The organism is Ammoniphilus sp. CFH 90114 (genome assembly GCF_004123195.1).
In the GTDB taxonomy this organism is placed as follows: Bacteria; Bacillota; Bacilli; order Aneurinibacillales; family RAOX-1; genus YIM-78166.
Window position 1 is genome coordinate 94,463 of record NZ_SDLI01000008.1, and the last position, 22,774, is coordinate 117,236.

25 protein-coding genes and 1 pseudogene are annotated in these 22,774 nt (G+C 43.9%); 9 read left to right on the forward strand and 17 right to left on the reverse strand.

Annotated features, from left to right (window positions below):
* Nucleotides 1–102: 102 nt before the first annotated feature.
* The 6 genes from EIZ39_RS17810 to EIZ39_RS17835 all read right to left on the reverse strand — a co-directional run bounded on the left by EIZ39_RS17810 (nucleotide 103) and on the right by EIZ39_RS17835 (nucleotide 5,356).
* On the reverse strand, nucleotides 103–882 hold the full coding sequence (locus EIZ39_RS17810; RefSeq protein WP_129201444.1) for a hypothetical protein: 780 nt from the start codon (nucleotides 880–882) through the stop codon (nucleotides 103–105).
* Between the two features lie 11 nt (nucleotides 883–893).
* The gene (locus tag EIZ39_RS17815; protein WP_129201445.1) at nucleotides 894–1,346 is read right to left on the reverse strand and encodes a flavodoxin; all 453 of its coding nucleotides are present in this window, start codon (nucleotides 1,344–1,346) and stop codon (nucleotides 894–896) included.
* A gap of 381 nt (nucleotides 1,347–1,727) precedes the next feature.
* The gene (gene fhuF, locus EIZ39_RS17820) at nucleotides 1,728–2,438 is read right to left on the reverse strand and encodes a siderophore-iron reductase FhuF (protein ID WP_129201446.1); all 711 of its coding nucleotides are present in this window, start codon (nucleotides 2,436–2,438) and stop codon (nucleotides 1,728–1,730) included.
* Nucleotides 2,439–2,447: 9 nt separating this feature from the next.
* Nucleotides 2,448–3,272, reverse strand: coding sequence for an ABC transporter ATP-binding protein (locus tag EIZ39_RS17825; protein ID WP_129201447.1), 825 nt, complete (start codon nucleotides 3,270–3,272; stop codon nucleotides 2,448–2,450).
* An 18-nt stretch (nucleotides 3,273–3,290) separates the two neighbouring features.
* Nucleotides 3,291–4,349: a FecCD family ABC transporter permease gene (locus EIZ39_RS17830; protein WP_129201448.1), complete on the reverse strand. Its 1,059-nt coding sequence runs from the start codon at nucleotides 4,347–4,349 to the stop codon at nucleotides 3,291–3,293.
* Complete coding sequence (locus EIZ39_RS17835) at nucleotides 4,346–5,356, reverse strand: FecCD family ABC transporter permease (RefSeq protein WP_483296055.1); 1,011 nt, start codon at nucleotides 5,354–5,356, stop codon at nucleotides 4,346–4,348. The genes EIZ39_RS17830 and EIZ39_RS17835 overlap by 4 nt, the downstream gene beginning before the upstream one ends.
* Before the next feature lie 175 nt (nucleotides 5,357–5,531).
* Between EIZ39_RS17835 and EIZ39_RS17840 the strand changes: the two genes are divergently transcribed.
* Complete coding sequence (locus EIZ39_RS17840; protein ID WP_129201450.1) at nucleotides 5,532–6,524, forward strand: ABC transporter substrate-binding protein; 993 nt, start codon at nucleotides 5,532–5,534, stop codon at nucleotides 6,522–6,524.
* A gap of 16 nt (nucleotides 6,525–6,540) precedes the next feature.
* Here the strand turns inward: EIZ39_RS17840 and EIZ39_RS17845 are convergent, their stop codons facing one another.
* The 4 genes from EIZ39_RS17845 to EIZ39_RS27575 all read right to left on the reverse strand — a co-directional run bounded on the left by EIZ39_RS17845 (nucleotide 6,541) and on the right by EIZ39_RS27575 (nucleotide 9,444).
* A complete protein-coding gene (locus EIZ39_RS17845; protein WP_129201451.1) occupies nucleotides 6,541–6,885 on the reverse strand; it encodes a phage holin family protein in 345 nt (114 codons plus the stop codon).
* 201 nt (nucleotides 6,886–7,086) lie between these two features.
* Nucleotides 7,087–8,469: a Na+/H+ antiporter NhaC gene (nhaC, locus tag EIZ39_RS17850; protein ID WP_129201452.1), complete on the reverse strand. Its 1,383-nt coding sequence runs from the start codon at nucleotides 8,467–8,469 to the stop codon at nucleotides 7,087–7,089.
* A gap of 211 nt (nucleotides 8,470–8,680) precedes the next feature.
* Nucleotides 8,681–8,887 carry a DUF1657 domain-containing protein gene (locus tag EIZ39_RS17855; protein ID WP_129201453.1) on the reverse strand — a complete coding sequence of 69 codons (207 nt, stop codon included), beginning with the start codon at nucleotides 8,885–8,887 and terminating at the stop codon, nucleotides 8,681–8,683.
* 104 nt (nucleotides 8,888–8,991) lie between these two features.
* Nucleotides 8,992–9,444 carry a hypothetical protein gene (locus EIZ39_RS27575; RefSeq protein WP_129201454.1) on the reverse strand — a complete coding sequence of 151 codons (453 nt, stop codon included), beginning with the start codon at nucleotides 9,442–9,444 and terminating at the stop codon, nucleotides 8,992–8,994.
* Between the two features lie 139 nt (nucleotides 9,445–9,583).
* Here EIZ39_RS27575 and EIZ39_RS17865 point away from each other — a divergent pair, with 139 nt between their 5' ends.
* The 5 genes and pseudogenes from EIZ39_RS17865 (at nucleotide 9,584) to sleB (ending at nucleotide 13,088) form a co-directional block, all read left to right on the forward strand.
* Nucleotides 9,584–10,396 carry a DUF2935 domain-containing protein gene (locus EIZ39_RS17865; protein ID WP_129201455.1) on the forward strand — a complete coding sequence of 271 codons (813 nt, stop codon included), beginning with the start codon at nucleotides 9,584–9,586 and terminating at the stop codon, nucleotides 10,394–10,396.
* Between the two features lie 133 nt (nucleotides 10,397–10,529).
* Nucleotides 10,530–11,228, forward strand: coding sequence for an LbetaH domain-containing protein (locus EIZ39_RS17870; RefSeq protein WP_129201456.1), 699 nt, complete (start codon nucleotides 10,530–10,532; stop codon nucleotides 11,226–11,228).
* Between the two features lie 2 nt (nucleotides 11,229–11,230).
* The gene (locus tag EIZ39_RS17875; RefSeq protein ID WP_129201457.1) at nucleotides 11,231–11,953 is read left to right on the forward strand and encodes a DUF421 domain-containing protein; all 723 of its coding nucleotides are present in this window, start codon (nucleotides 11,231–11,233) and stop codon (nucleotides 11,951–11,953) included.
* Between the two features lie 154 nt (nucleotides 11,954–12,107).
* Nucleotides 12,108–12,272 (forward strand): annotated as a pseudogene (locus EIZ39_RS27875) (peptidoglycan-binding protein); the annotation flags it as partial.
* Nucleotides 12,273–12,296: 24 nt separating this feature from the next.
* On the forward strand, nucleotides 12,297–13,088 hold the full coding sequence (gene sleB, locus EIZ39_RS17880) for a spore cortex-lytic enzyme (RefSeq protein WP_483296056.1): 792 nt from the start codon (nucleotides 12,297–12,299) through the stop codon (nucleotides 13,086–13,088).
* A gap of 20 nt (nucleotides 13,089–13,108) precedes the next feature.
* On the opposite strand, the gene EIZ39_RS17885 is transcribed toward sleB, so the two are convergent.
* Nucleotides 13,109–14,380 carry an NAD(P)/FAD-dependent oxidoreductase gene (locus EIZ39_RS17885; RefSeq protein ID WP_240675860.1) on the reverse strand — a complete coding sequence of 424 codons (1,272 nt, stop codon included), beginning with the start codon at nucleotides 14,378–14,380 and terminating at the stop codon, nucleotides 13,109–13,111.
* Between the two features lie 196 nt (nucleotides 14,381–14,576).
* On the opposite strand from EIZ39_RS17885, the gene EIZ39_RS17890 reads away from it, so the two are divergent.
* A complete protein-coding gene (locus EIZ39_RS17890) occupies nucleotides 14,577–15,386 on the forward strand; it encodes an undecaprenyl-diphosphate phosphatase (protein ID WP_129201458.1) in 810 nt (269 codons plus the stop codon).
* A 487-nt stretch (nucleotides 15,387–15,873) separates the two neighbouring features.
* Here EIZ39_RS17890 and EIZ39_RS17895 read toward each other — a convergent pair whose 3' ends face one another.
* Genes EIZ39_RS17895 through modA form a run of 3 tightly spaced genes read right to left on the reverse strand, consistent with a single transcriptional unit; the run spans nucleotide 15,874 to nucleotide 18,026 of the window.
* Nucleotides 15,874–16,533, reverse strand: coding sequence for an ATP-binding cassette domain-containing protein (locus tag EIZ39_RS17895; RefSeq protein WP_129201459.1), 660 nt, complete (start codon nucleotides 16,531–16,533; stop codon nucleotides 15,874–15,876).
* Between the two features lie 13 nt (nucleotides 16,534–16,546).
* Nucleotides 16,547–17,230: a molybdate ABC transporter permease subunit gene (modB, locus tag EIZ39_RS17900; RefSeq protein WP_129201460.1), complete on the reverse strand. Its 684-nt coding sequence runs from the start codon at nucleotides 17,228–17,230 to the stop codon at nucleotides 16,547–16,549.
* A 16-nt stretch (nucleotides 17,231–17,246) separates the two neighbouring features.
* The gene (gene modA / locus EIZ39_RS17905; RefSeq protein WP_240675861.1) at nucleotides 17,247–18,026 is read right to left on the reverse strand and encodes a molybdate ABC transporter substrate-binding protein; all 780 of its coding nucleotides are present in this window, start codon (nucleotides 18,024–18,026) and stop codon (nucleotides 17,247–17,249) included.
* Between the two features lie 183 nt (nucleotides 18,027–18,209).
* Here modA and EIZ39_RS17910 point away from each other — a divergent pair, with 183 nt between their 5' ends.
* Together EIZ39_RS17910 and EIZ39_RS17915 are read left to right on the forward strand one after the other, a co-directional pair.
* A complete protein-coding gene (locus tag EIZ39_RS17910) occupies nucleotides 18,210–19,565 on the forward strand; it encodes a TrkH family potassium uptake protein (RefSeq protein WP_129201461.1) in 1,356 nt (451 codons plus the stop codon).
* Between the two features lie 336 nt (nucleotides 19,566–19,901).
* On the forward strand, nucleotides 19,902–20,087 hold the full coding sequence (locus tag EIZ39_RS17915; RefSeq protein WP_129201462.1) for a hypothetical protein: 186 nt from the start codon (nucleotides 19,902–19,904) through the stop codon (nucleotides 20,085–20,087).
* 99 nt (nucleotides 20,088–20,186) lie between these two features.
* On the opposite strand, the gene EIZ39_RS17920 is transcribed toward EIZ39_RS17915, so the two are convergent.
* From EIZ39_RS17920 to EIZ39_RS17930, 3 genes are all read right to left on the reverse strand, one after another.
* On the reverse strand, nucleotides 20,187–20,831 hold the full coding sequence (locus EIZ39_RS17920) for a FusB/FusC family EF-G-binding protein (RefSeq protein WP_129201463.1): 645 nt from the start codon (nucleotides 20,829–20,831) through the stop codon (nucleotides 20,187–20,189).
* Between the two features lie 145 nt (nucleotides 20,832–20,976).
* Nucleotides 20,977–21,240: a CD3324 family protein gene (locus EIZ39_RS17925; RefSeq protein WP_129201464.1), complete on the reverse strand. Its 264-nt coding sequence runs from the start codon at nucleotides 21,238–21,240 to the stop codon at nucleotides 20,977–20,979.
* 255 nt (nucleotides 21,241–21,495) lie between these two features.
* Nucleotides 21,496–22,761 carry a voltage-gated chloride channel family protein gene (locus tag EIZ39_RS17930; RefSeq protein WP_129201465.1) on the reverse strand — a complete coding sequence of 422 codons (1,266 nt, stop codon included), beginning with the start codon at nucleotides 22,759–22,761 and terminating at the stop codon, nucleotides 21,496–21,498.
* Between the last annotated feature and the right edge of the window lie 13 nt (nucleotides 22,762–22,774).

The following is a 22,774-nucleotide window of genomic DNA, read 5'->3' on the forward strand; positions in this document are numbered from 1 at the left end:
ATCTAAATAGGAGAGCTTACCAAGGGTAGTGATAGCTTTATTAGGCCGGTATCAGCCAAAAACAGCCCAATCCTCGAGGGGATGGGCTGTTTTCTCCACTAGCTAAGACTCATTAAAATATTCAGTGGTCGCTCTATGTCCTGGAACCCAATCTCGGTGACACTTCTTCTTGAAGGGGCACTTGCTGCAATCCTTAAAAGACTTTGGTCTGGTGTAATCATCCGTGTTCTGCAACAGATCCTTTGTCAGGTGAAAATAGCCTACAGCCTCTATAATATCGTCGGCAACCGGATAGAAGACATACTCTTGACCTGACAAAAGATTCATGATTTCAATTCGCTCAGGCAATTTCTGAAAAGCTTTGTAGGAAAAGAGAGTCGCCATATGCTTATAGGTCTCATAGAAATCTTCTTCTACGTCGATCACATACTTTTTTAAAATAAAGGATTCTTCCGTCCACTCTGCCACCTGTAAGGTCATGGATAAATCGATCTCTAACTCTTCCACACTGGTTTTAAACTTCTCATACATGAATAAGGGTGGATTTGCCTTTCTTTCTCTCGACAAGAAGCTAATAAGATGATTCGTAACAGATCCTAGCACGTGGAAGTAATGTTCTCTTGAATGGAATAAATCCACCTTCTTCACCCAATATCGCTGAAGCAACTCTAGAATTCTGATCGATGAGCGGCTATGTTCTGGGGATTGATAGTAATCGCGGATGACTTGACCCACCGTCTGTTGAACGGTATGCCGCCAAGTTTGGTAGAGCGGGGCGTGCCCTAACAAGTGGCGGTAATAAAACTGGTGAGAACACCGCATGAATTCCTCAAGATGATAGTCCGCAATAGTCTTAATCGAGACAACGGGCTTTTTATCCATTCCCTTTCCACCTACCCAATACTTAACAACTGTGCAGCAAATTTCCGGCCAAAGTCCTTACATTGCTCTTCTTCTGCACTCGTTGGAGACATTTCAATTTTAAGTCCTTCCTGAACTAGCTCCGCCCCACACTCTTGCAGCTTATTCTCCAGGATATCAACAGCCGCACAAAAATGCAGATAAGCGTGATCACCTGAACCGAATACGGCTGCTTTTTTACCCGTAAGATTAGTAGCATCCATATCATCGTAAAAATCTAAAAAGTCATCAGGTAATTCACCGTCTCCCCATGTGTAAGCGCCTAAGATGATGCCATCATACTCTAATAGGTCCTTGGCAGTAGCATCGAATATCTCTTTTATATCTACTTCTTTACCCGCTTGTTTTATACCCTCAGCTACAAGATGGGCGATCCCCTCTGTATTCCCTGACATGCTTGCAAACACTAAAAGAACCTTATTCATATTTCCGCCTCCTATGTATGTTGTTTGCTTATATTAGTGATAACGATTTTCATTATCTATATAATACATGGTAATGATAATTATTGTCAACAGTAAAAGTCATTCTGAGGCTGACTCGCCCACCCTCCCCCGAAAATAACCGGAGAAAGTTCCGCTATTCCCCCCAACTCACCAAAAACAGCCAAAATAGCGGAACGAATTCCGCCTAATGGCCTCACAAACTTAAAAACAAGCTAGTTTTGGACATTTAACAGGAATTTTCCCGCTTATTTCAAGCCAATTTACCGAAACCAACCACTTAACGGAAAAATTTCCGTTTATGCCCCCGCCGCACCGGACCACTCCCAACAAAAAAAGAAGATTCCCCTTCGGAAATCTCCTTCACACCTTGACTTTACTATGGTATTCCTCTAACACTTGCATCCTTGCCGCGTCACTAATCATGGGGCAGGTCGTGCACGGGGTCGCCTTCGGAAGACAGCTTCTTAGGCAGCATTCCCTTCTCAAGGTTAGCTTCTGCTCAGAAAACAGAGGATGTTCGATGATAGTAAAATCCATCTCAAGTTCTTTTATCATTTGGCATAGCATTTGGTAATCCTCGTCTTGTTCTTTGGCTTGGCCCTTCCACTTATCAAAGAGATAATGAACCGAATAAGCAGCATGCGCCCATAGCACTTTCTTCTTGATGCCGGTATGCCTCATGAGTGTATGGTAGACCGGCTTAAGGTTATCTAGAAAAATCGAAGTCAATGCCTGCTTCTTGCAAGCTTCCCCCTCTATATCCGTAGGCGTGCGATCTAGCACGAGGGAAGGACTCCACAATGGATCCGTTTCAATAGAGATCATAGGCAATGATAGGTCAAGCTTTTTTCCCATATGGGTCAAGGCAAACAAGCCCCCTGCAATAAGGGTGTAACTATAGTATTTGGCAAATAAAGACGCACTCACAACAGGATTTGGCGACTTCAAACTGGCACCGACTAGATTCAGAAGTTCACTCACTTTGTCCCGGTCTTGCAAGTCTTCTCCATAAAATCGATAAGCCTTATCCCCATTCGTAGAAAACGAAAACCCGTAATCTTGCAGGAGCATATTTTCCACCTACCCTATGACACTGACTTTATGATTTAAAGGCTTCACTACTCTTCCTCTACCATGAGGTATACACATGGGGGTTCCAAATAAGGGGTCAACTGTGATCTCACACTGCATGCCGAAGACACTCTGAATCATATCAGCGTTCACGACTTCTTCCGGCTTCCCTTGAGCAAATACGGATCGGTTCTGAATGGCCACGATATGATGGGCATAACGGCAGGCTAGATTTAAATCATGTAACACCATGACAATTGTACGCTGTTCTTTTTCATTGAGTTCAAACAACAGGTCTAGAATCTCGATTTGATGGGTCAAATCTAGGTATGTGGTCGGCTCATCAAGTAAAATTGTTTCTGTCCCTTGAGCGAGAGTCATGGCGATCCAAGCTCTCTGACGTTGCCCTCCTGACAAGGAATCCACCGGACGTTCCGCAAAAGACTTCATTTGTGTTGCTTCAAGCGCACGATACACCATCGTTTCATCTTCTTCCGACCATTGCTTCAACCAGCTCTGATATGGGTATCGGCCTTGCTTTACTAATTGTAGAACGGTTAACCCTTCAGGCGCGATAGGTCCTTGCGGCAGGATGGCTAGTTTCTTCGCAATTTCTTTGGTGGCTAGCTTACTAATTTCGTTCCCATCTAATATAATCGAACCGGTTTGCGGTTTCAGTAATCGGGCGAGAGAGCGAAGTAAGGTAGACTTCCCACAACCGTTGCTACCGATGAATACCGTAATTTTACCTTTGGGTATCTTTAAATGAAGTTGGTCGATAATGACTTCCTTCTCATAGGCTAGTGTTAGAGCCTTCGTTTCCATGGCTTGCATGTTTGATTCTCCTCCTATTTACATATTTCGGTTCTTATAAAGAAGATAAATGAAATATGGAGCCCCTATGACTGCTGTAAACACTCCCGCTGGGATATCTAATGGAGTAAAGGCCGTTCGCGCGACGAGGTCTGCTACCACGACAATGATCCCCCCGATAAGCGCGGAGACCGGAAGCAATCCTCCAAAAGCGGAACCGACTAATTGTCTTGCAATATGCGGAGCCATTAAGCCAACGAACCCAATCCCTCCGGCAAAAGCAACCGCTCCTCCAGCTAAGGCCGTACTAATTAATAAAAGTAACATTCGATGCTTTTGAACGACACTTCCCACGCCAGTGGCCAGATCATCTCCCAGCTCCTGTACATTCAAGATGCGAGTGATAATAAACGTAAAAGGTAGAAGAAAGCACACCCACGGAACTAACGTCCACACATTATCCCAAGATGACCCGTATACGCTTCCTGTCAACCAAATTTTCGATTGAGTAGCCAGATATAACGGACCAAAAATCATCATTAATTGCGTCATCGCTTTCATCGCGGCATCCAAGCCTACCCCGACAAGAACCAGTCGTACAGGGGTTACGCCCTTATTCCAAGATAAACCGTAGATTAAGAAGGCCACGAGAGTCGCACCAAGGAAGGCTACTGCAGGGAGCCAATGAATGCTAACGCTTAAAGTATTATTATTTGAGTCTAAGTAAAACGTCAGGAAAGTAATCACAGCTACCCCTGCCCCACTGGTAATCCCGATAATATCAGGAGACGCAAGGGGGTTTCGCATGATCCCTTGCAGAATCGCTCCCGAAACCGCAAGGGAAGCTCCTACGAGGAACGCAATCAGAATCCGTGGCATCCTGAACTGTTGGATGACGAGCGCGTGCATATCAGTACCTTGACCCAATAACGTACGAACCACATCCAACGGATTGATCTTCATATCTCCCATGCCAATACTTACAATCATGAGAAGAAGAGAAAGAATGAGTAAAACTGAAAAAACCACCATGACTTTCTTGTCTATGAGAAAGGAGAATCTCCCTTTTTTAGGACGAAACGATACATACTTTTTCATTTCCGGTAAAACCCCTTGCGTGCAATGTAAACAAAGAATGGAGTTCCGATCAGTGCGGTCATAACCCCTACTGGTACCTCTTTTGGCATGATAATGTATCTTGCACTAATATCCGCTAGAAGCAGTAAGATCGCTCCCAGTACTCCGGAATAAGGAAGAAGCCAGCGATAATCGACTCCGACCAGCGCTCTTGCTAAATGAGGAACAACGATACCAACAAAACCAATAGGTCCGGCTACAGCAACAGAGCTCCCTGCAAGGAGGACAATAACGGCCCATGTCAGGCTCTTGATCCAGACGGTTCGCTGACCCAATCCTTTCGCTACATCCTCTCCCATGCTTAAGGTGTTGACTTGTTTCGCTAAGAGAAAAGCAGCTACCCAAGCTGTAATCATATAGGGAAGAACCGGTGTAAGCATCTCTAAGGAGCGTCCTTCAACAGAACCTGCTAACCAAAACAGTACTTCATCTAACGCTTTCTCATTCATAGAGAGCATCCCTTGGGTTAGGGAAGAAAAAAGTGCTGCCATGGATGCCCCAGCTAAAGTCAATTTCATTGGGGAAAGACCATTCCTGCCCAGTGACCCTAGAACATAAATCGCTAAAGCCGCTAGCCCTGACCCTAAAAAGGCAATCCAAGTAAATGCAGACAAGGATGATACGCCAAGGAATACAACGAAAAATACGATAAAGAAGCTCGCCCCTGCGTTCAAACCATAGATATCCGGTGCAGCTAACGGATTCTTGGTCAACCCTTGCATCAAGGCTCCTGCCATCCCTAAACTGATTCCCACTGCAATGGCGATCAGCGCCCTCGGCACCCGCGAGGTGGTAATGATGATCTGTTCATTCGAACCATCAAACTGCGAGTACGCCTGCCAAACCATCTCCCAAGTAATTTGAGTCAGCCCAAACCGGACGCTAGAAAAGCCGCATACGATCATAACTAAAATCAAAGCAAATAAACCTAAAATTTTAAGGATTCGATTGGATAATAAAAATGTCATCATTGCACCTTTTCTTCTTCACTACATCTAAATACTCTTCTTCTAGTTTAAAGACAATGAAAATCTTTGTCAACGACGGTGATAATCAGTTTCATTTTTCTGTTGACATTTTTCCTCTTCTCTTTTACCATATGAACGTAAATGAATTTCATTATCAAAAAGGAGAGAATGATTGATGGTTTCCAATACATACAAGTTAATGACTCTTTTGTTAACCTTTGCCCTTTTCCTTATAGGATGCGGCGGCGGTAAAACTCAGGAACCTGCTGCTCCATCTGGTCAAGCGGCTAAGCCACAGGAACAAGCAGCGCCTGCTAGCGATGAAGTCCGCACGATAGAGCATGCTATGGGTACAACAGAAATTAAAGGAACTCCTCAGAAGGTCGTTATTTTAACAAACGAAGGTACAGAAGCCCTGCTTGCCCTCGGAGTGAAGCCTGTGGGAGCGGTAAAATCTTGGACGGGAGACCCTTATTATGAGCACATCGCTGCTGAAATGGAAGGGGTTGAAGTTGTTGGAACAGAGAGCCAAGTCAACCTTGAGGCGATTGTTGCTCTTCAGCCTGATCTCATTATAGGGAATAAGATGCGCCAAGAAAAAGTTTACCAACAGCTATCTGCTATTGCCCCTACTGTTTTCTCAGATACATTGCGAGGACAATGGAAGCCTAATTTTGAATTGTACGCTAAGGCATTAAATAAAGAAGAAGAAGGCCGAAAGGTTATTGGAGATTTTGACCAGCGTATTGAAGAATTCAAGACGCAGTTCGCTGATAAGCTAAATCTTGAAGTGTCGATTGTTCGTTTTATGGCGGGAAAAACAAGAATTTACTATAAGGACACTTTCTCTGGGGTCATCTTCGAACAGATCGGCTTAGCTCGTCCGGCTGCTCAGAACAAGCCAGAATTCGCAGATGAGATCACAAAGGAACGTACACCTGAAATGGAAGGCGACATTCTCTTCTACTTCACCTATGATACGGGTGACGGCGAAGCGAATAAGAATGAACAAGAATGGCTTAAGGATCCTTTATTCCAGAACCTTAACGTTGTGAAAAATAACCGTGCATACAAAGTCAATGATGCCATCTGGAACACAGCTGGTGGTGTAAAAGCAGCCAACCTGCTTCTTGACGATATCACAAAAATTTATTCTGAATTGAAATAAGCCCCCATCTAGGGGCTTATTTTCTTTCCGTTATTAAAGCATTCAGCATAGAACTTACAATGGTCGTGACGATAGCCCCGAAGAACGCCCCCCAGAAGCCTGTAATCTCAAAGCCTGGAACGAGCATGGAAGTAAACCAATACGTCAAGGCATTAATCACCAATAAGAATAAACCAAGTGACACAATCGTGAGAGGTAAGGTAAAAAACACAAGGATTGGTCTGACAATCATGTTGACTAACCCTAGAATAAAGGCAGCGATAAGAGCTGTACCGAATCCTCTAAGCGAGATACTTGCTAACAACCAGTCCGCAATAATTAGAGAAAAACCGCTTAAAACTAAACGAATAAGCCAATTCATTCGTCCCTCACTCCCCTTTTATTTAATGTATATACTTCTGGATGAGCAGTATGAAAAAACGGTGTTTATTATTTAATATAATTATATATGAAAAGCTTCATCAAATCACATACTAGGAAGCCAGGCCTACCTTACATCAAACCTCCAGGAAATTTGGGCTCATAAAAAAAGCAACCACATCGCTGTGGTTGCCTTTGAAAATTACTTCTTCAGTTTCACTATGGTTATTCCTAATAAAGAGAAGATAATCGATATAATTGGCACCGTGAAATTTAACACGGCGTAAGGCGCATAGGCAAAGGCAGAAACGCCTAAGGTTCCAAAAATAAAGACTCCACACGTATTCCAAGGAATAAAGACCGATGTTATGGTTCCCCCATCCTCTAGAGCTCTTGAGAGATTCTTGGGATGAAGGTTACGGTCCTTATAAGCTTTTGCATACATTCGAGAAGGTACAACAATAGACAAGTATTGGTCAGCCGATACGGCATTAGTAAAGAAAGAAGTTCCAACCGTAGAGGCCATCAGACCGCCATCCGTTTTTACCAGCTTTAAGATTTTACGAACAATGGCTTCCAGCATCCCTGTATGCTCTAACACGCCTCCAAATACAGCTGCTACAAGGATCAAAGAAACGGTATACATCATATTATCAATACCGCCACGGTTCAATAGCTTGTCTACCATGGCATTCCCGGATTCTAATTGATAGCCTCCCTGTAAGGCAGAAACCGCCTCACTCATGGTTGCGCCTTGTAGCCAAACATGAGCGATCCATCCCAGCACAACTCCAACGATTAGTGCTGGCAAGGCAGGAACCTTCCTGGAAACCAACATAATAACAATGCCGGGAATAAGAAGGAGCCATGGCGAGATCATAAAGTTCTCCCTTAATACCGTCATCACATCGTTAATTTCTGTAGCAGACACGGTGTCAGAGGCAAAGCCCCTTCCAAGATACCAATAGACGCCAAGGGCAATCACCAAGCCGGGAATTGTGGTGTAAAGCATATGGCGAATATGTTCGAATAAGTTAGCTCCAGATAGGCCAGAAGCAAGCAAGGTTGTATCGGAAAGTGGAGACATCTTATCTCCGAAATAAGAACAAGAAATAACCGCTCCTGCAATCATCGGAGCAGGAATGCCCATACTCATTCCAATTCCCATTCCCGCTACCCCGATCGTAGCCATAGTTGACCATGAACTACCGATAGCCAAAGAAACAACCGCACAGATTAAAGCGATCGCCACTAAGAAATAGGCAGGTGATAAAAGCTGCAAGCCATAGTAGGTCATGGCCGAAATAACTCCCCCACCAATCCACGAACCGATAATCATCCCTACTACAATTAAAATTAACACAGCAGGTAAGACCAACTGGATTCCTTTATACATCCCGTCCTCGATATCCTTCCAAGAGAACCCGTATTTCCACGCGAGCAGAGCAGCGACAACGCTGCCAAGAATTAAGGGGATATGCGGACTTCCCTCAAAAACAATAATGGTGACAGCCATTCCTGCAATCATGACGATCAACGGAATAATTGCCACACCGAATGGGACTTCTCTTCTTTCTGAGCCCATCTCCAGTTCCCCCTTTATATAAACCACTCATAGATTTTATCATTAATCACCATGTACTAATATAACGGATATCCAAGTAAAAGGGCAGAGGATATTTATAGGAAATTTATCTGAAAATGTTTCCATAAACCAAAAAAGGCTGACCCTTCAGCCCATCGCTTCTTGCCCGACCGGATCTAAGGGACAGCCTTTTTGTATGGGTCATGATTTACTAGAATCCTTTATATTCTGGTTCTTCCTGCTCAATCTTCTGAACGCGTTGCTCTAGAGAGGAAATAATGGTTTGTGTCTGCTGAGCGGCCTGCGTATACATCTGCTTCGCTTGTTTATCTTGTGTTTGTAAAGCAAATGTTTCTAGGTTGGCTTGTGCTCCCTTTAATCCAGCAAGGGTTTGTTTTACAGAAGTAGATACAGTCATGGGTTTCCCTCCATATAAAGTTTCTGTTGATCCCCGGGGGACCATTACATAGGTTCTCCCATGACCAAAATCACCCTTCTGGAAATTAGTGGCTATGATTCAAGTTAATCCTCTTCTTTCTCCTTCTTCTTATCTTCCTCTTCACTTAAATCATTCAAAGCATCAAGAGAAGCTATACCGCCTCCACCTTGACTTCCTCCTGATGCTCCTAGTCCACCACCTAATCCTCTAAATAAGGGTCCAATAGTGGAAAACAACTTAAACATCGGAACGATATAATTCATCGCACCGCCTAGGGCACCAAGTCCACCTAGACCTGTTCCTCCGCCTAAACCTCCAAGCAAGCCGGAACCCGCACCTAGACCTGGAAAACCGACCTGTTGTAAATCAACTTTTTTCCGATTAATTCGATGAGCTCTCATCACCACATGATCTTTTTTCACATCTTTGACCTGGACTACATAGGGATCCCCTTTGGAGTTCCTATATAGGAATGGTTTCCCTTTGATTTTCTTCGCCGCTGCCCGCATCCTCTTCAGGCTTTTCCTTTTGCGCATTCAATCCACCTCGTTTTATCTTCTTCTAGCTAGCTTATGGATGAGATGGACAAATGGTAACGGCGCAAGCCCCTACGAGAATATTCTTCTTTTTCCTGAATAGGCTTTATTGGACAAAAAAATGGAAGGGGGAAAACGATTGGGTACTGCCAATTTTCAACAGGCTGCTTTATTTGAACACCGGTTCTGGCTTCAAGTGCTAGGAGATCATGCTCGCATGCTGCTTGACCAGCTATCACCTAAGGAACAGGAAGAAGTCAAGAAAGCTCAGAATTTTATCCAAGTCTTTGATCAGTTACTCATTCAAGCACGGCAAAACCTCGCTGAAAAAGAACTCGCTTCGTTGACCAACACGGCTAAGAAACAGGCGGAGGAAATAAGAGGATTTAAGCTCCATCTGATCCGCCGCCATTTAACCGAACAAATCGCTATTGGCTTTCCTCCTACCTTCATCAATCATATGGTGAACGAGGTTGAAGAATATCTTCGGATCTTAGACTTTTTAACGAAGGGAACTGTTCCTCCGCCCATGCACCCGGTTCATCACCACCTCGTATGGCTGCTTGATGCAGCAGGACACTCTGCAGGAATCGCTGCAGATCTAGACATGGTGGAGAAAAAGCTGAAAAAGCAGAGCGAAAAGTTTGCGATGACTTTTGAACAGTTTTATATTAAAGCTGTCGAAGTAGCCGGTTATATGAGAACCAGTTTACAGCACTTCCCGGCATTAGATCGGTTTAATCATCAAGTGGAAGTGGAAATCCTTGTCTTTACCCAGTTCCTCCGCGAACTAGAGGCGATGGAGCTCCAGCAAAAAGTTTTAAGCACGCTTGCTCCCCTAATACTCGATCATATGGCCCGTGAAGAATGCTATTATCTCACGAAGCTAGCTGAGGTGAATGCAGCCAGGCCACCTCAATGCGACCCGACCAAACCTCGAACAGAAGCCTAAAATCAAGGATCCGAAAAACTCGGATCCTTTTTTTACTTCATGAAAATCGTCCTCCTTCACATCTGGAAATACCTGCGGATAATTTCCTTTTCTTTAATAAAAAATAAGGAAAATAACAGACGAGGTGTTTTTTATGAAAGCGAAAAACAAGTGGATAGTCGGCAGCTCTATCGCCCTTTTTGCTGGCCAACTTGTCGGTAGCTGGTTGCTAAACAAAAATAAAAACATCCAAGAAAACACCGAAACGACTTTCAACCTAAACAAGGATTACCCGACCATCCATCCTTCTTCCTATATCCACCCTCATGCCTCTGTCATTGGACAAGTTCACATAGGTCAAACCGTATTCATTGCCCCTTTTGTATCCATCCGAGGCGATGAGGGTTTAAAGATTCACATTGGGAACCGCTCTAATGTGCAGGATGGTGTTGTGGTTCACGGACTGAAGAATTTCGAGTATGGGGGAAACATTGGCCAGAACTCGGTGTTTGTTGACGATGAACCTTACTCCGTCCATATTGGAGAGCGTGTCACCCTTGCCCATCAGAGCCAAGTCCATGGACCTACCCGTGTGGAGCAAGACGTTTTTATCGGGATGCAGGCCCTTGTATTTAATAGCTATATCGAAGAAGGTGCGGTTCTTGAGCCGGGATGTCGGGTGATCGATGTCACTATTCCAAAGAACCGTTATGTTTCCGCTGGAAGAATTATTACCAACCAAGCAGAAGCAGATCGTCTCCCGGAGATTACGCCGGACTATCGGTATTATAACTTTAATCAGAGAGTCACAGACGTAAATCAAGAATTAGCTTCCGGTTATAGGGGTCAGTAATCATGGAATTCGTAAAGGACTTGCTAATTGTGGCTGGAAGGATTTTTACGATTTTGCCTCTACTGCTTATTGTCACACTCATCATGGGAAAGAGGTCCATTGGCGAACTCCCTGTATTTGATTTTCTTATTATCCTTGCTATGGGAGCTGTTGTTGGCGCCGATATTGCCGATCCCTCCATTCATCATCTTCCAACCATCGGAGCGATTATCTTCATCGCTGTACTTCAGCGCTTGGTCTCCAATTGGGCCATCAGGAGTCGAAGGTTCGGTAGGCTCATCACCTTTGAACCTACCATCGTCATCCACGAGGGACAGTTTTTAAATAGCAACATTAGAGGAATCCGGTACTCTATTGATAACATTCTGCAGATGTTAAGAGAGAGGGATATTTTCGATGTGAGTGATGTTCATCTAGGGATCATCGAATCCAATGGTAAGCTCACTGTACAGAAGAAGCCCAATAAAGAAACCGTGACAATTGAAGATATGGGAATTAAGAAGCGTATTGCAAATATGACCTATCCTGTCATTGTTGAAGGAAAGATTTATGGCGACGTACTCAAAGCGATGAATCTCAATGAATCGTGGCTAAAAGATGAACTGCATCGTCGTGGCATTAGGGACGTGGACAAAGTATTCTTCGCTTCGATTAATGAAAAACATGAAGTCCATCTTTCCCTAGCCAATCCCGAAGTAGCGGTCAGCCCTCCGATTCACCATTAGGGATAAAATTACCTTTTTATTATAAAGAATGGATTCTCTTCCATTGAGAAAAATAACAGTAAGCTCCAGGAAACCATTTATGCTTCAGGAGGAAAAAATGAAAAAGTATCTTTTGCTATTTTTTACTATCGCTTTAGGTTTTTTTTGCATAAGCATGGCCCTGACTAACGTGCAAACCGAAGAAACATTTTCGAAGAGCGTCATTAAACGCGGGGCTGTCGGCGGCGAGGTTTGGGAGCTGCAGGGAAGATTGCAGCACTTAGGATACTTTAAAGGCAAGATTGACGGAAAATTTGGATGGCAGACCTATTGGTCTGTGCGCAACTTCCAGTATCGTTTTGGCATGAAGGTCGATGGTGTCGTAGGACCTAAAACGAAGCTTAAGCTCTGGCAAGCAACGAAGAATTGGCCAACGAAAGGAACCGCGGCTGCGAAGTCTAGCGGAAAGGTAACAAAACGCGGGGCCGTCGGTGGTGAGGTCTGGGAGATCCAGGGAAGATTAAAATTTTTAGGTTTTTTCAAAGGGAAAATTGATGGAAGGTATGGTCCCACCACCCAGACCGCTGTACGTAATTTCCAAAGACAGTTTGGGATGAAGGCGGATGGCACTGTCGGACCTCAAACACGCAGCAAACTACGGACGGCAACGAAGAACTGGAAAGGTACCACAGGTGGTGGGGCTACTGCTCAGCGTCCGGCTCCAGCTCCAGCACCTAGACAAACGGCACCTGCACCTCAAGCACGTGCAACGGCTGCTCCTAGTTACAAGGCACACGGTATGTCCGATAATGATTTAAGAATCATGGCGAATGCTGTTTATGGAGAAGCTCGAGGAGAGCCTTATGTCGGTCAAGTGGCTGTAGCTGCGGTTGTCTTAAACCGTGTAAAAAGTGCAACGTTCCCAAATACACCTTCCGGTGTAATCTTTGAACCTCGGGCCTTCACAGCTGTAGCCGATGGGCAGATCTGGTTAACCCCGAATGAGACAGCACGAAGAGCCGTTCAAGATGCACTGAACGGTTGGGATCCTTCTGCAGGAGCTACCTACTACTTCAATCCGGATACAGCCACTTCCGGATGGATCTGGACTCGTCCACAAATTAAAAAGATTGGAAAACACATCTTCTGTAACTAAGTCTTAAGCGGACAGCTTGCTCAGTGGTCGAGCAAGCTGTCACTGCTTTTACTACTGTTATTCCTTCGATCACTTTGCTTATCCCCTAATTTGATCTTCTCCATCACAAGCTTCATCCCGCCAATACGGTAAAGATAATGATAATCCACTAACCGTTTCATCCAAACCGCTTTAGTTCCATAAATCTTGCGCCCATACACCACGCCTGCTGCCTCTTTTTTTCCAATGGAAACAATCGTACCTTTGATCCTCGGCTGGAAGGGTTGCATCCTCTTCCCTCGAAGGAGCGCCAAGAGATTCTGTGCACAGTGAGTTCCTTGTTGAACGGCAATTTGCGCTGTTGGCGGGTACGGACCACCGGATTCATTAAATAACACAGAGCTATCCCCCACAACAAATACGTCTTCCTGTTCAGGAGGTCGCAGATACTGATCTACTTTTAGTCGGCCTCGAATGGTTTCCTTCATAAATTTGGCTGTTAAAGAATGTCCCCGAACCCCAGCTGTCCATACGACGGTGGGGGATTGCAACTCTTTCTTCTCATCAAGAAGAACTCCTCTTGGAGTACACTCCTGGACTGGCGTGGAGGTATTAATGTCTACCCCTTTTCTCTTTAACACGGTTTTGGCGTACTCCGACAAGTCAGGATCAAACCCTGCTAGAACATGAGGGGAGGCTTCCACATTGGATATCCTAACCTTGTTGCGATCGATTCCATACTCCTTGCAAAGCTCATCTACCCGGTCAGCCAGCTCCCCAGCGAATTCAACCCCGGTAAAGCCTGAACCGCAAATGATAAAATGAAGATTTTCTCGCCGGAACGATTCTATTTTGCTCTTTCGAAACATCCGTTCGATTTGATCTCGAATGGACACGGCGCTGGTAATGCTTCGAATGACATACGTATGTTCTTTCACCCCCGGAACCCCGAATGTTTCGGTTTCACTTCCCAGCGCCATGACCAAATAATCATAGGTGAGGCTTGCACCTCCATTCAACTCAACCTTCTTTTGCTTAAAATCAATGGAGCTAACTTCACCCTTCACCAGCTTTACTTTATCCTCTTGCAGGACCTTTTCAATATCCACCATACATTTATCCATGGGGCTGGTTCCTGCTGCGAGTTCGTGTAGCCACGTGGTTACATGATGGTAGCTGTTCTTATTTACCAGTATGATTTCAGCTTCATGGAGCTTCATCTTTCTTTGCAACGTGACTGCGGTCGTTAATCCTCCGAAACCGGCGCCCAATATCACGATTCTCTTCTGCATATCCCCCATCCTTGCCATCATGATCGTTTTATCCTATGGGCATAAGCCCAGATTCCTTTCCTTTCAGGATATGCGGAGGGGGCCGAGAAGTTCCACTTTATTTAACGGCAATTTATCCTAGAATTTACTTTTTTTCGGTTGGATTCTACCTCCAATTCTTATATACTAACTAGGGGTCAGCCTATGAACCTAGTATTTTCTTAGCGAGGAGCTGCTTATGGATTTTATTATTTTACTGAAGTATGCATTCTTAGGTCTCTTACAAGGCTTCACAGAGCCTATTCCCATCTCTTCTAGTGGACATCTCGTACTCGTACAGCATTTATTTGGATTATATATTGAGGGCTTAAGCTTCGAGATTTTGGTTAATACAGCATCCCTTCTTGCCGTTCTTATCATCTATCGTGAAGATCTTATCCGATTAACGAAGAATGGGATCAACTATATCCTGACAAGAAAAGAAGAATACCAATCAGACTTCATGTTCATTGTCTATCTTGTCATCGCTACCGTACCTGCTGGTGTTATCGGCGTGCTTTTCAACGATTTCATCTCGGAAACCTTAAAGGGAATTTATATGGTAGGAATCAGTTTACTTGTGACCGCTGTGGCGCTATGGTTGATTCGAAACCTGCGTGGACAGAAGGCAGATGCTCACCTCACCTGGAAAGACGCTGTCATCGTGGGATTAGCCCAAGCTGTCGCCTTAATCCCGGGGATTAGCCGATCTGGGGCAACCATCGTCGCTGCGATGGCCCTTGGCATGAAGCAGGATACCGCGTTGCGCTTTTCCTTCTTACTCTATATTCCAGTTAGTGTCGGGGGAATCATTCTTGAAGGTCCGAAGCTGTTTAGTGATTCTGGTGGACAAGGTCTATTCCTTGCGCATACCATCGCTTTTCTACTATCACTCATTGCCTCCTACTTCTCTCTAAGATGGTTTATGGGAATTATGAGGCAAGGTAATCTAAAGTATTTCTCTTACTATTGTGTAGTCTTAGGGGTGTTTATTTTACTGTTTTTATAGAAACGATTAATCTGGGGGGCTTAAGAGACTTTTTTCATTTTAGTCTGTTTGCAGCCCTTTTTTGATAAATTTATTAAAAAATATGGATCAGAAAGAGGATCAGTATTGACTTACCCCCAACCTTCAGGCCCATTTTTTATGGTCTCGGTCGATTTTTGATTCATTAGAGGGCTTGGACCCGCATGTTTCGGCCCGAATCAGTCCGAAACTCACGTTTTTTTGAAAATACTCACGCCTTTATTCATTTTTATCACGAAACAGAAGTCGATTCTCACGATGCTGTAGCCATTTCAAATAATAAGCCTATCAAACTCACGGAACTAGCTATTTTATTAACAAACCTGGAATGGTTCCAAATAAAACCAGGTTCGATGACATCTATGAAACCAAACAGTTGCCAAACTCACGAAAATCAGCCTCGAGGTCACGAACAATCGTTACGAAGTCACGAATCGAAAATGTTTACAATTAAGCCCAAGGCCATCCCTTACGCCCTCGCTTGTGGGATGGCCTTTTCCATAATTCTTCCCTTTTCAATAAATAGGATCTTATCCCCCAGCTTTTCGGCCTCTCCCTTATCATGAGTTACGATAATAAACGGGATCCTCCACATCTCATGGATGCGAAGTAATTCCTCCTGACATTGTAGACGAGTTTCTTGATCGAGTGCCGAGAGAGGTTCATCAAGGAGCAAGATAGAAGGTTCCGTAGCTAGAGCTCTAGCCAGAGCAACCCTTTGCTTCTCTCCCCCTGAGATTTGGTGAGGATACTTGGATAGCAAGTGTTCGATTCCTAATACGCTTAGAAGCGAGCTTACCAGGAAACCTGATTCCCCTCTTTTTTTAGCATCCATGCCATAGGCAATATTCTTCTCCACCGTCATATGGGGAAACAGCGCATATTCTTGAAACAGATATCCTACCTTGCGCTTCTGAGGGGGCATAGGCTTGGACTTCTCATCAAAAAAGGGAACTTCATTTAGCCGAATGAAGCCTTCATCAGGATGTTGAAGTCCAGCGATACAATTCAGTACCGTCGTTTTCCCTGATCCCGAGGGGCCAAACAGGACTACAATCTCATTCTCGGTATCAAATCCCATGTCTAAGGTAAAATGAGCTAATGTCTTCTTGATATGAAAAGAGAGCATCCTCTTCTCCCCCTTAATGAGATTGGTCGTACGTGTATCTCCGGATGTTTCTTTTCGTCCACCAATTCAACCACATGATCGTGCTAAAGCCTAAAGCCACAATGATAGTCACCCAAAACGTTGCTTTCTCCATCTGCCCGGCCTCTACAGCAAAATAAATGGCAATCGGTATAGTATCCGTTTTTCCTGGTATATTTCCTGCTAACATGAGCGTAGCCCCGAATTCCCCTAGCGCTCTCGCAAACGAGAGCACAAGCCCAGCTAATAATCCCGGCCAAGCTAATGGGAACGTCACTGTCCAAAAAACCCGCCATTCCGAAGCCCCCATCGTTCGGGCTACTTGTTCGAATTTCCGATCAATGCTAGAAAAGGAAGCTGTAGCACTCTGATACATCAGAGGAAAAGCTACAACCGTAGAAGCCACAACCGCTCCTATCCAAGAAAACACCACCTGGATTCCGAACCAATCGTTTAGCCAGGCTCCAAGCGGTCCATTCTTACCGAACAAGAGAAGCAAGCCAAATCCCACCACGGTAGGCGGCAAGACAAGAGGAAGAAGAATGAGGGACTCTATCACGCTCTTCCCTGTGAAATCTCGCCGCGCGAGTAAGCGAGCAAGAAAAACCCCTGTAATAAAGACAATGCATGTGGATATTCCAGCAATTTTTAATGAGAGATACAACGGTGTGTAATTCAACTCTTCCCAAGCCCCCTCATTCAAAGCCGTATTTCTTCAATATTTCTTTCCCTGTCTGTCCCATCACAAAGTTTAGGAAAGCTTGTGCTTCTTCTATTTTAGTAGTTTCTGAAAGGACCGCTGCCGGATAGACAATCGGCTGATGCCATTTCGGTTTTGCTTTCGCCAACACTTTCACTTGTGTCGTCGTCGCCGCATCACTCGCGTAAACCACACCTAGCTCTGCATTGCCTGACTCCACATACGTTAACACTTGCCGTACATCAGATCCAAAAACCAATTTTCCTTGCAGCCGCTCCCACAGACCGATCGATTCTAATGCTTCCTTCGTATATCGTCCAGCAGGAACTGTTTCGGGTTCTCCAACCGCCACATGCTGAAGATTCTCCACTGGAATCTGTTCAAAAGAGTTGATTTCAATCAGTCTACTAGCATTGGTGATCAGCACCAATTGATTCCTTGCGAAGTCTTGCCTCGATTCGGTATGAATAAGATTTTTCCCTTCCAAGGCATCCATATCCTTCATACTTGCTGACAGAAAAACATCGCTTGGCGCACCTTGTTCAATCTGTTTGGCTAGCTTTCCCGAGCTACCAAAGTGAAAAGTCAGTGAGATATGTGGATTTTGTTGTTCATAGAGTTGTTTCATCTCATTCATAGCATCCGTTAGGCTTGCAGCGCTAGAAATCATAAGCTCTGTTTTCGAAGCCCTGGAATCAGGAGCTCCCTGCGAAGAGCAGGCGGCTGCGAAGACAAGAAAAACAACTAAAGCAGCGAATCGGCCTAAATGTTTCAACTTTTCTCCCCCTACCCTCCCATTGTAAACAACTGACTTCTATTATACTGTGAAAAGGTTAACAGTTGAAGAAAGACACGCTCTTAGATCGGCCGTCCTTGACATTAATTCCCTCTAATGTTTTAATTCACGGTAGGCGTAAATAAGGTTTCATCTATACATATATTAGGTCGGTGTATACACTTGGAATGGTCAAATAGAAGAAAAAGATTAAGCTCCGTTCAAATTATTATATTGTTTTATGCCTTTTCCGTAGTCACGGCATCCCTGTTACTGAAGATTCCTCTGTTCCATAATCCTGGAATCGAACTTTCTCTCATTGATGCTTTCTTTACTGCCATTAGCGCGATCAGTGTGACCGGTCTTACTGTCGTCAACACCGCCGAAACCTTCAATGTCTGGGGAAGGTTGGTTCTCATTGTCATCTTCCAGATTGGCGGAATTGGCATTATGGCCCTCGGTACCTTTCTGTGGATCTTGCTCGGTCGTTCCATTGGCTTAGAACAGAGGCGTTGGATCGCCATAGATCACAATCGTTCGACCTTATCTGGGTTAGTCGCTTTGATGCTCACCATCCTGAAGCTTGCTTTAATCATCGAAGCCATTGGAACGGTTATCTTAGGCCTTTACTTTTATTATTCAAACGTAATTTCTACATGGCATGCCGCCATGTTTTACGGTTTTTTCTCCTCTGTCAGTGCCTTCACCAATGCAGGCTTCGATATTTTTGGAAACTCTCTCATGCGGTTCCATGACGATCATTTCGTACAAACCGTCCATATGCTGCTCATCATTCTTGGAGCCATTGGATTTCCCGTCCTAATCGAGATCCAAGAGAACTGGAAAAATTACTGGACAAATAAACGTATACAATTCTCGTTGTTTACCAAGATTACATCACTTACGTATTTTGGCCTTCTAGGTCTCGGGGCCGTTGTCTTCTACTTATTAGAGCGAAATCACTTCTTAGCAGACAAGTCTCCTATCGATTCCTTTTTCTACTCCCTGTTCAACTCGGTAACGAGCCGCAGTGGGGGGTTAGCTACGATGGACTTCAATGCCCTAACCGATCCTACTCTCTTTTTCATCAGCCTGCTTATGTTTATTGGAGCTTCTCCGAGCAGTGTAGGGGGCGGGATACGAACCACTACTTTTGTGGTGATTCTACTTACCATTGTCATCTATATGAGGGGCCGAACCGAAATTAAGATTTTTCGAAGAGAGCTGCATCCTGAAGATATTAATAAAGCCATTATCGTATTTATCTTTGCGACCAACATCGTTATTGCATCCGTCTTCTTTATCATGGTTGTAGAAGGGTTTAGTATGGTGCAGATCATCTTCGAGGTAACATCGGCGTTTGGTACTTGTGGCTCTTCGCTGGGAATCACGCCGTATCTATCCTCACCAAGTAAGATCCTCCTGATGATCTTGATGTTCATTGGTCGTGTCGGGATTATTCCTTTCTTGCTCTTACTAAAAAGAGACGAGAAAAAAACAGGATTCCATTATCTTAAGGAACGAATTATTGTCGGGTAGTATTATATGCGACAACGAAAGGGCACGGCTATCTGCTACTGGCAAAGCAGGTAGGTCGGCCTTCCCCAAAATAAGCGGAGAATGTTCCGCTATTCTCCCCAAGTGGCTAAATTCGGCTATAAGAGCGGAACAAATTCCGCCTATTGGCTTCCCAAAGCCTAAACTGAGCTGCTTTTGGACGAATAAAGGAAAAATTTCCGCTTATTTGACTATAAAATAAACAAACCGGCCACTTAGCGGAAAAAACTCCGCTTATCCCTCTCATGCTAACCATAAATAATTAACGAAAAAAGGGAAATAATGACGGTAAAGCTAGCAAGGAAGGACTGAATCAACATGACCATTCTAAACCAAGACGAAAGATACGAGGCTTACCTTCAATTACTCCAAAGTCGACTTGACCGCAATTTATCGGATCAAGAAACCGAAAAAATCAGATGGCTCGCTCAATCTGAAAAGGACAACTTTCAGATCTTTAAGAATATCTTTGAGGAATTAGGAAGCAAGCGGGCAGATAATTAAGGGAATCGAATAGAAAAAAAGAGCATGAGATTTACTAAATCTCATGCTCTTCTTTTCTATATTCTGCTTTGGGTTGTATTACCCCTTGGTACTTAGCCCCTACCCCATCACACTATAAATAAATCTTTCCAATGCAGTGACATCGGTAATGCTTTGATTACATTTATGATGATCTATACACATGTAATTTCCAACCGCTTTATAATAGTCAATGGACTGGGAAGACTTCGCCTTGGATATGGCTGTCACTAAAGCGACTTCTCCGTACCCTTTACACAGGGAGCATACATCCTTTTTATTGGCCATCGTGAAGCGACCCTCCACTCCTACGACCTCACCGTTTAAGGGATAGACCATAAACACTTTACTAGTTGCAATATCACTCCAACCTAGATAAGTCAATGACTTGTGGTCAACCTCTGACAGGTCCGGAATTGTAAGCTTCTTGTTCTTGGGGAATAGCTTCTTGATTTGCTTTTCGGTCACTTTCGGGAAGTCTACTACGTATGGAGCTAATTCATCGAGATATTCCTGATACTGATCTGTTGATTTTAGTGTAGAAATCTTTTCTAGCAATTGCTTTTGTTCCCCTGTCACTTCTGGGAACATTTCTACTACTTTCGACGCTGCACTATATCTAACCGCTTCAATGACTTTAGGATCTGTTGTCATGGTGCGCTGCATAATCTTCGTCTGTTGTTTAATAAAATTATATTCATGATGACGAATGAAAGGTTCGTTCATGATTCATCCTCCCTTACACTTCAAAAGACATCCTCTGTAATAATGTAAACCAATCGAAGCCATAAATATATGTAAAAAACGAATAGGAAACAAACTGTACATAAAAATAAGCCCTGATTATCCATTGATCAGGGCTGCTAAACGCTTATTTAGAGTATACAATTTTCTTGATCGTCTCGATCGAGAGAAAATATTCCTCTGCCAGTTGGGAAATGGACACTCCATCCCGAAACTTACATCGAATTGAAGTATTTCTCTGATCGATCATTTTCCTACCTCCAGAACGAGTTCCCCATTTTCGATAGTTGGCTTCTGGTTTCGGTATATAAAGAGTTTCACCTTGGATATATTTCTGGATTTCTAGTATTAACTCTTCGGGTAAAATAGCTGTTGCATTTACATATTTCATGATCTGCTCGCCCCTTATTCTTAATTAAGAAAAATAAGGTGCAAAGCCTAGAATATTAGAAATGCTATAAGCTCACTAGGCGATTTTTATTAAATAAAATTCCACCTCATGCAAAGTATCGCCTCTCTAATACTAGGCTTTGCATGAGACGCTGCAGATTCTGGCAACCGGTTCGCTACCATGACTGACCACCCCCCAAAAAGTTGATACAGCAATTCCCATTATAATACAAAGTATATAATTAGCAACACCTGACTAGTTTTGTTTCTTTCTTTCAAACTGATCAATCGTTTCACCACTCAACACCTGATAGAGCCTGCTCTTCGGCTCATACATCGTCTGAGATGGCCAGAGTCCATGATGCCCAGAAACCAGATAACTGACGAAGCAAGCTATAAAAAAGTATTCGATTCCCTTCCCATCAAACATCTCCACACTTAATAAAAAGGCAGCAATCGGGGTATTAGCCCCTCCAGAGAAAACACAAATCAACCCTAGGGCGGCAAGGAAGGATAGCGGTAGGTTGATGAAGGAGTACAAGGTATTCCCTAAGGTCGCTCCCATAAAAAACAAAGGGATAGCTTCCCCACCGACAAAGCCCGATCCCATGGAGATAGCTGTAAAGATCAGCTTGGCAAGAAAGGCAAAGGGAGGAACTTCTTCTTTGAACGATTGCTCAAGCATTTGTAACCCGCGTCCGTTATAGTCCTGAGAACCAATGATAACTGTTAGAGCAACAATAATCACTCCTCCCACAAAGGCACGTATCATGTGATTCTTCTTAAAGTACTTTTCGGTTACAGTCTGAATCTCATGTCTAAGTTGGCAGTAAGCCAATGCGATCAGGCCAAACAGAATAGATACAAGAACAACGTTTAGAAAAACCCAAACAGAATGTTCAGGGACCGTTTGGATCTGGAACGATTCATGTTTCACTCCCCAAGCAATCTCCGTCACGTAATGTCCTACAAAACTGGCAACGAGACAAGGTACCAGGGCCTCATATTTCATTTTTCCTATAGCAGCCATTTCCATGCCAAACACAGCCCCTGTAATCGGAGTTCCGAACGCGGCCCCGAATCCAGCACTAATGCCACTCATCAGTAATATTTTCCGATCAATGGGATTGATCTTAAAAAACTGATTGACCGATTGAGCTACACTTCCTCCCATCTGAATGGCCGCTCCTTCTCTCCCCGTTGATCCGCCCAAGAAAACGGTAATAAAAGTTCCCAAATAGACAATGGGACCCATTCGTCGTATAACCCTCGCCTTACCGTGAACACCATCAATTACGAGATTATTTCCTTTCCCCGCATCATTGTTTGATTCCTTGCCATACTTCATGTACATATAACCGATCATAATTCCTCCAAGTGGAAGAAAATAAATCAGCCAAAAATTTTGCTCTCGTATATTTCCTAAAAAATCATTCGTCGTTAAAAGAAAGGCAGTTGTTGAACCAATGATTACACCAATGAGAGCTCCGCAAAAGATCCATCTAGATAGAGTATTAAACATGTGTCCTGTCCCT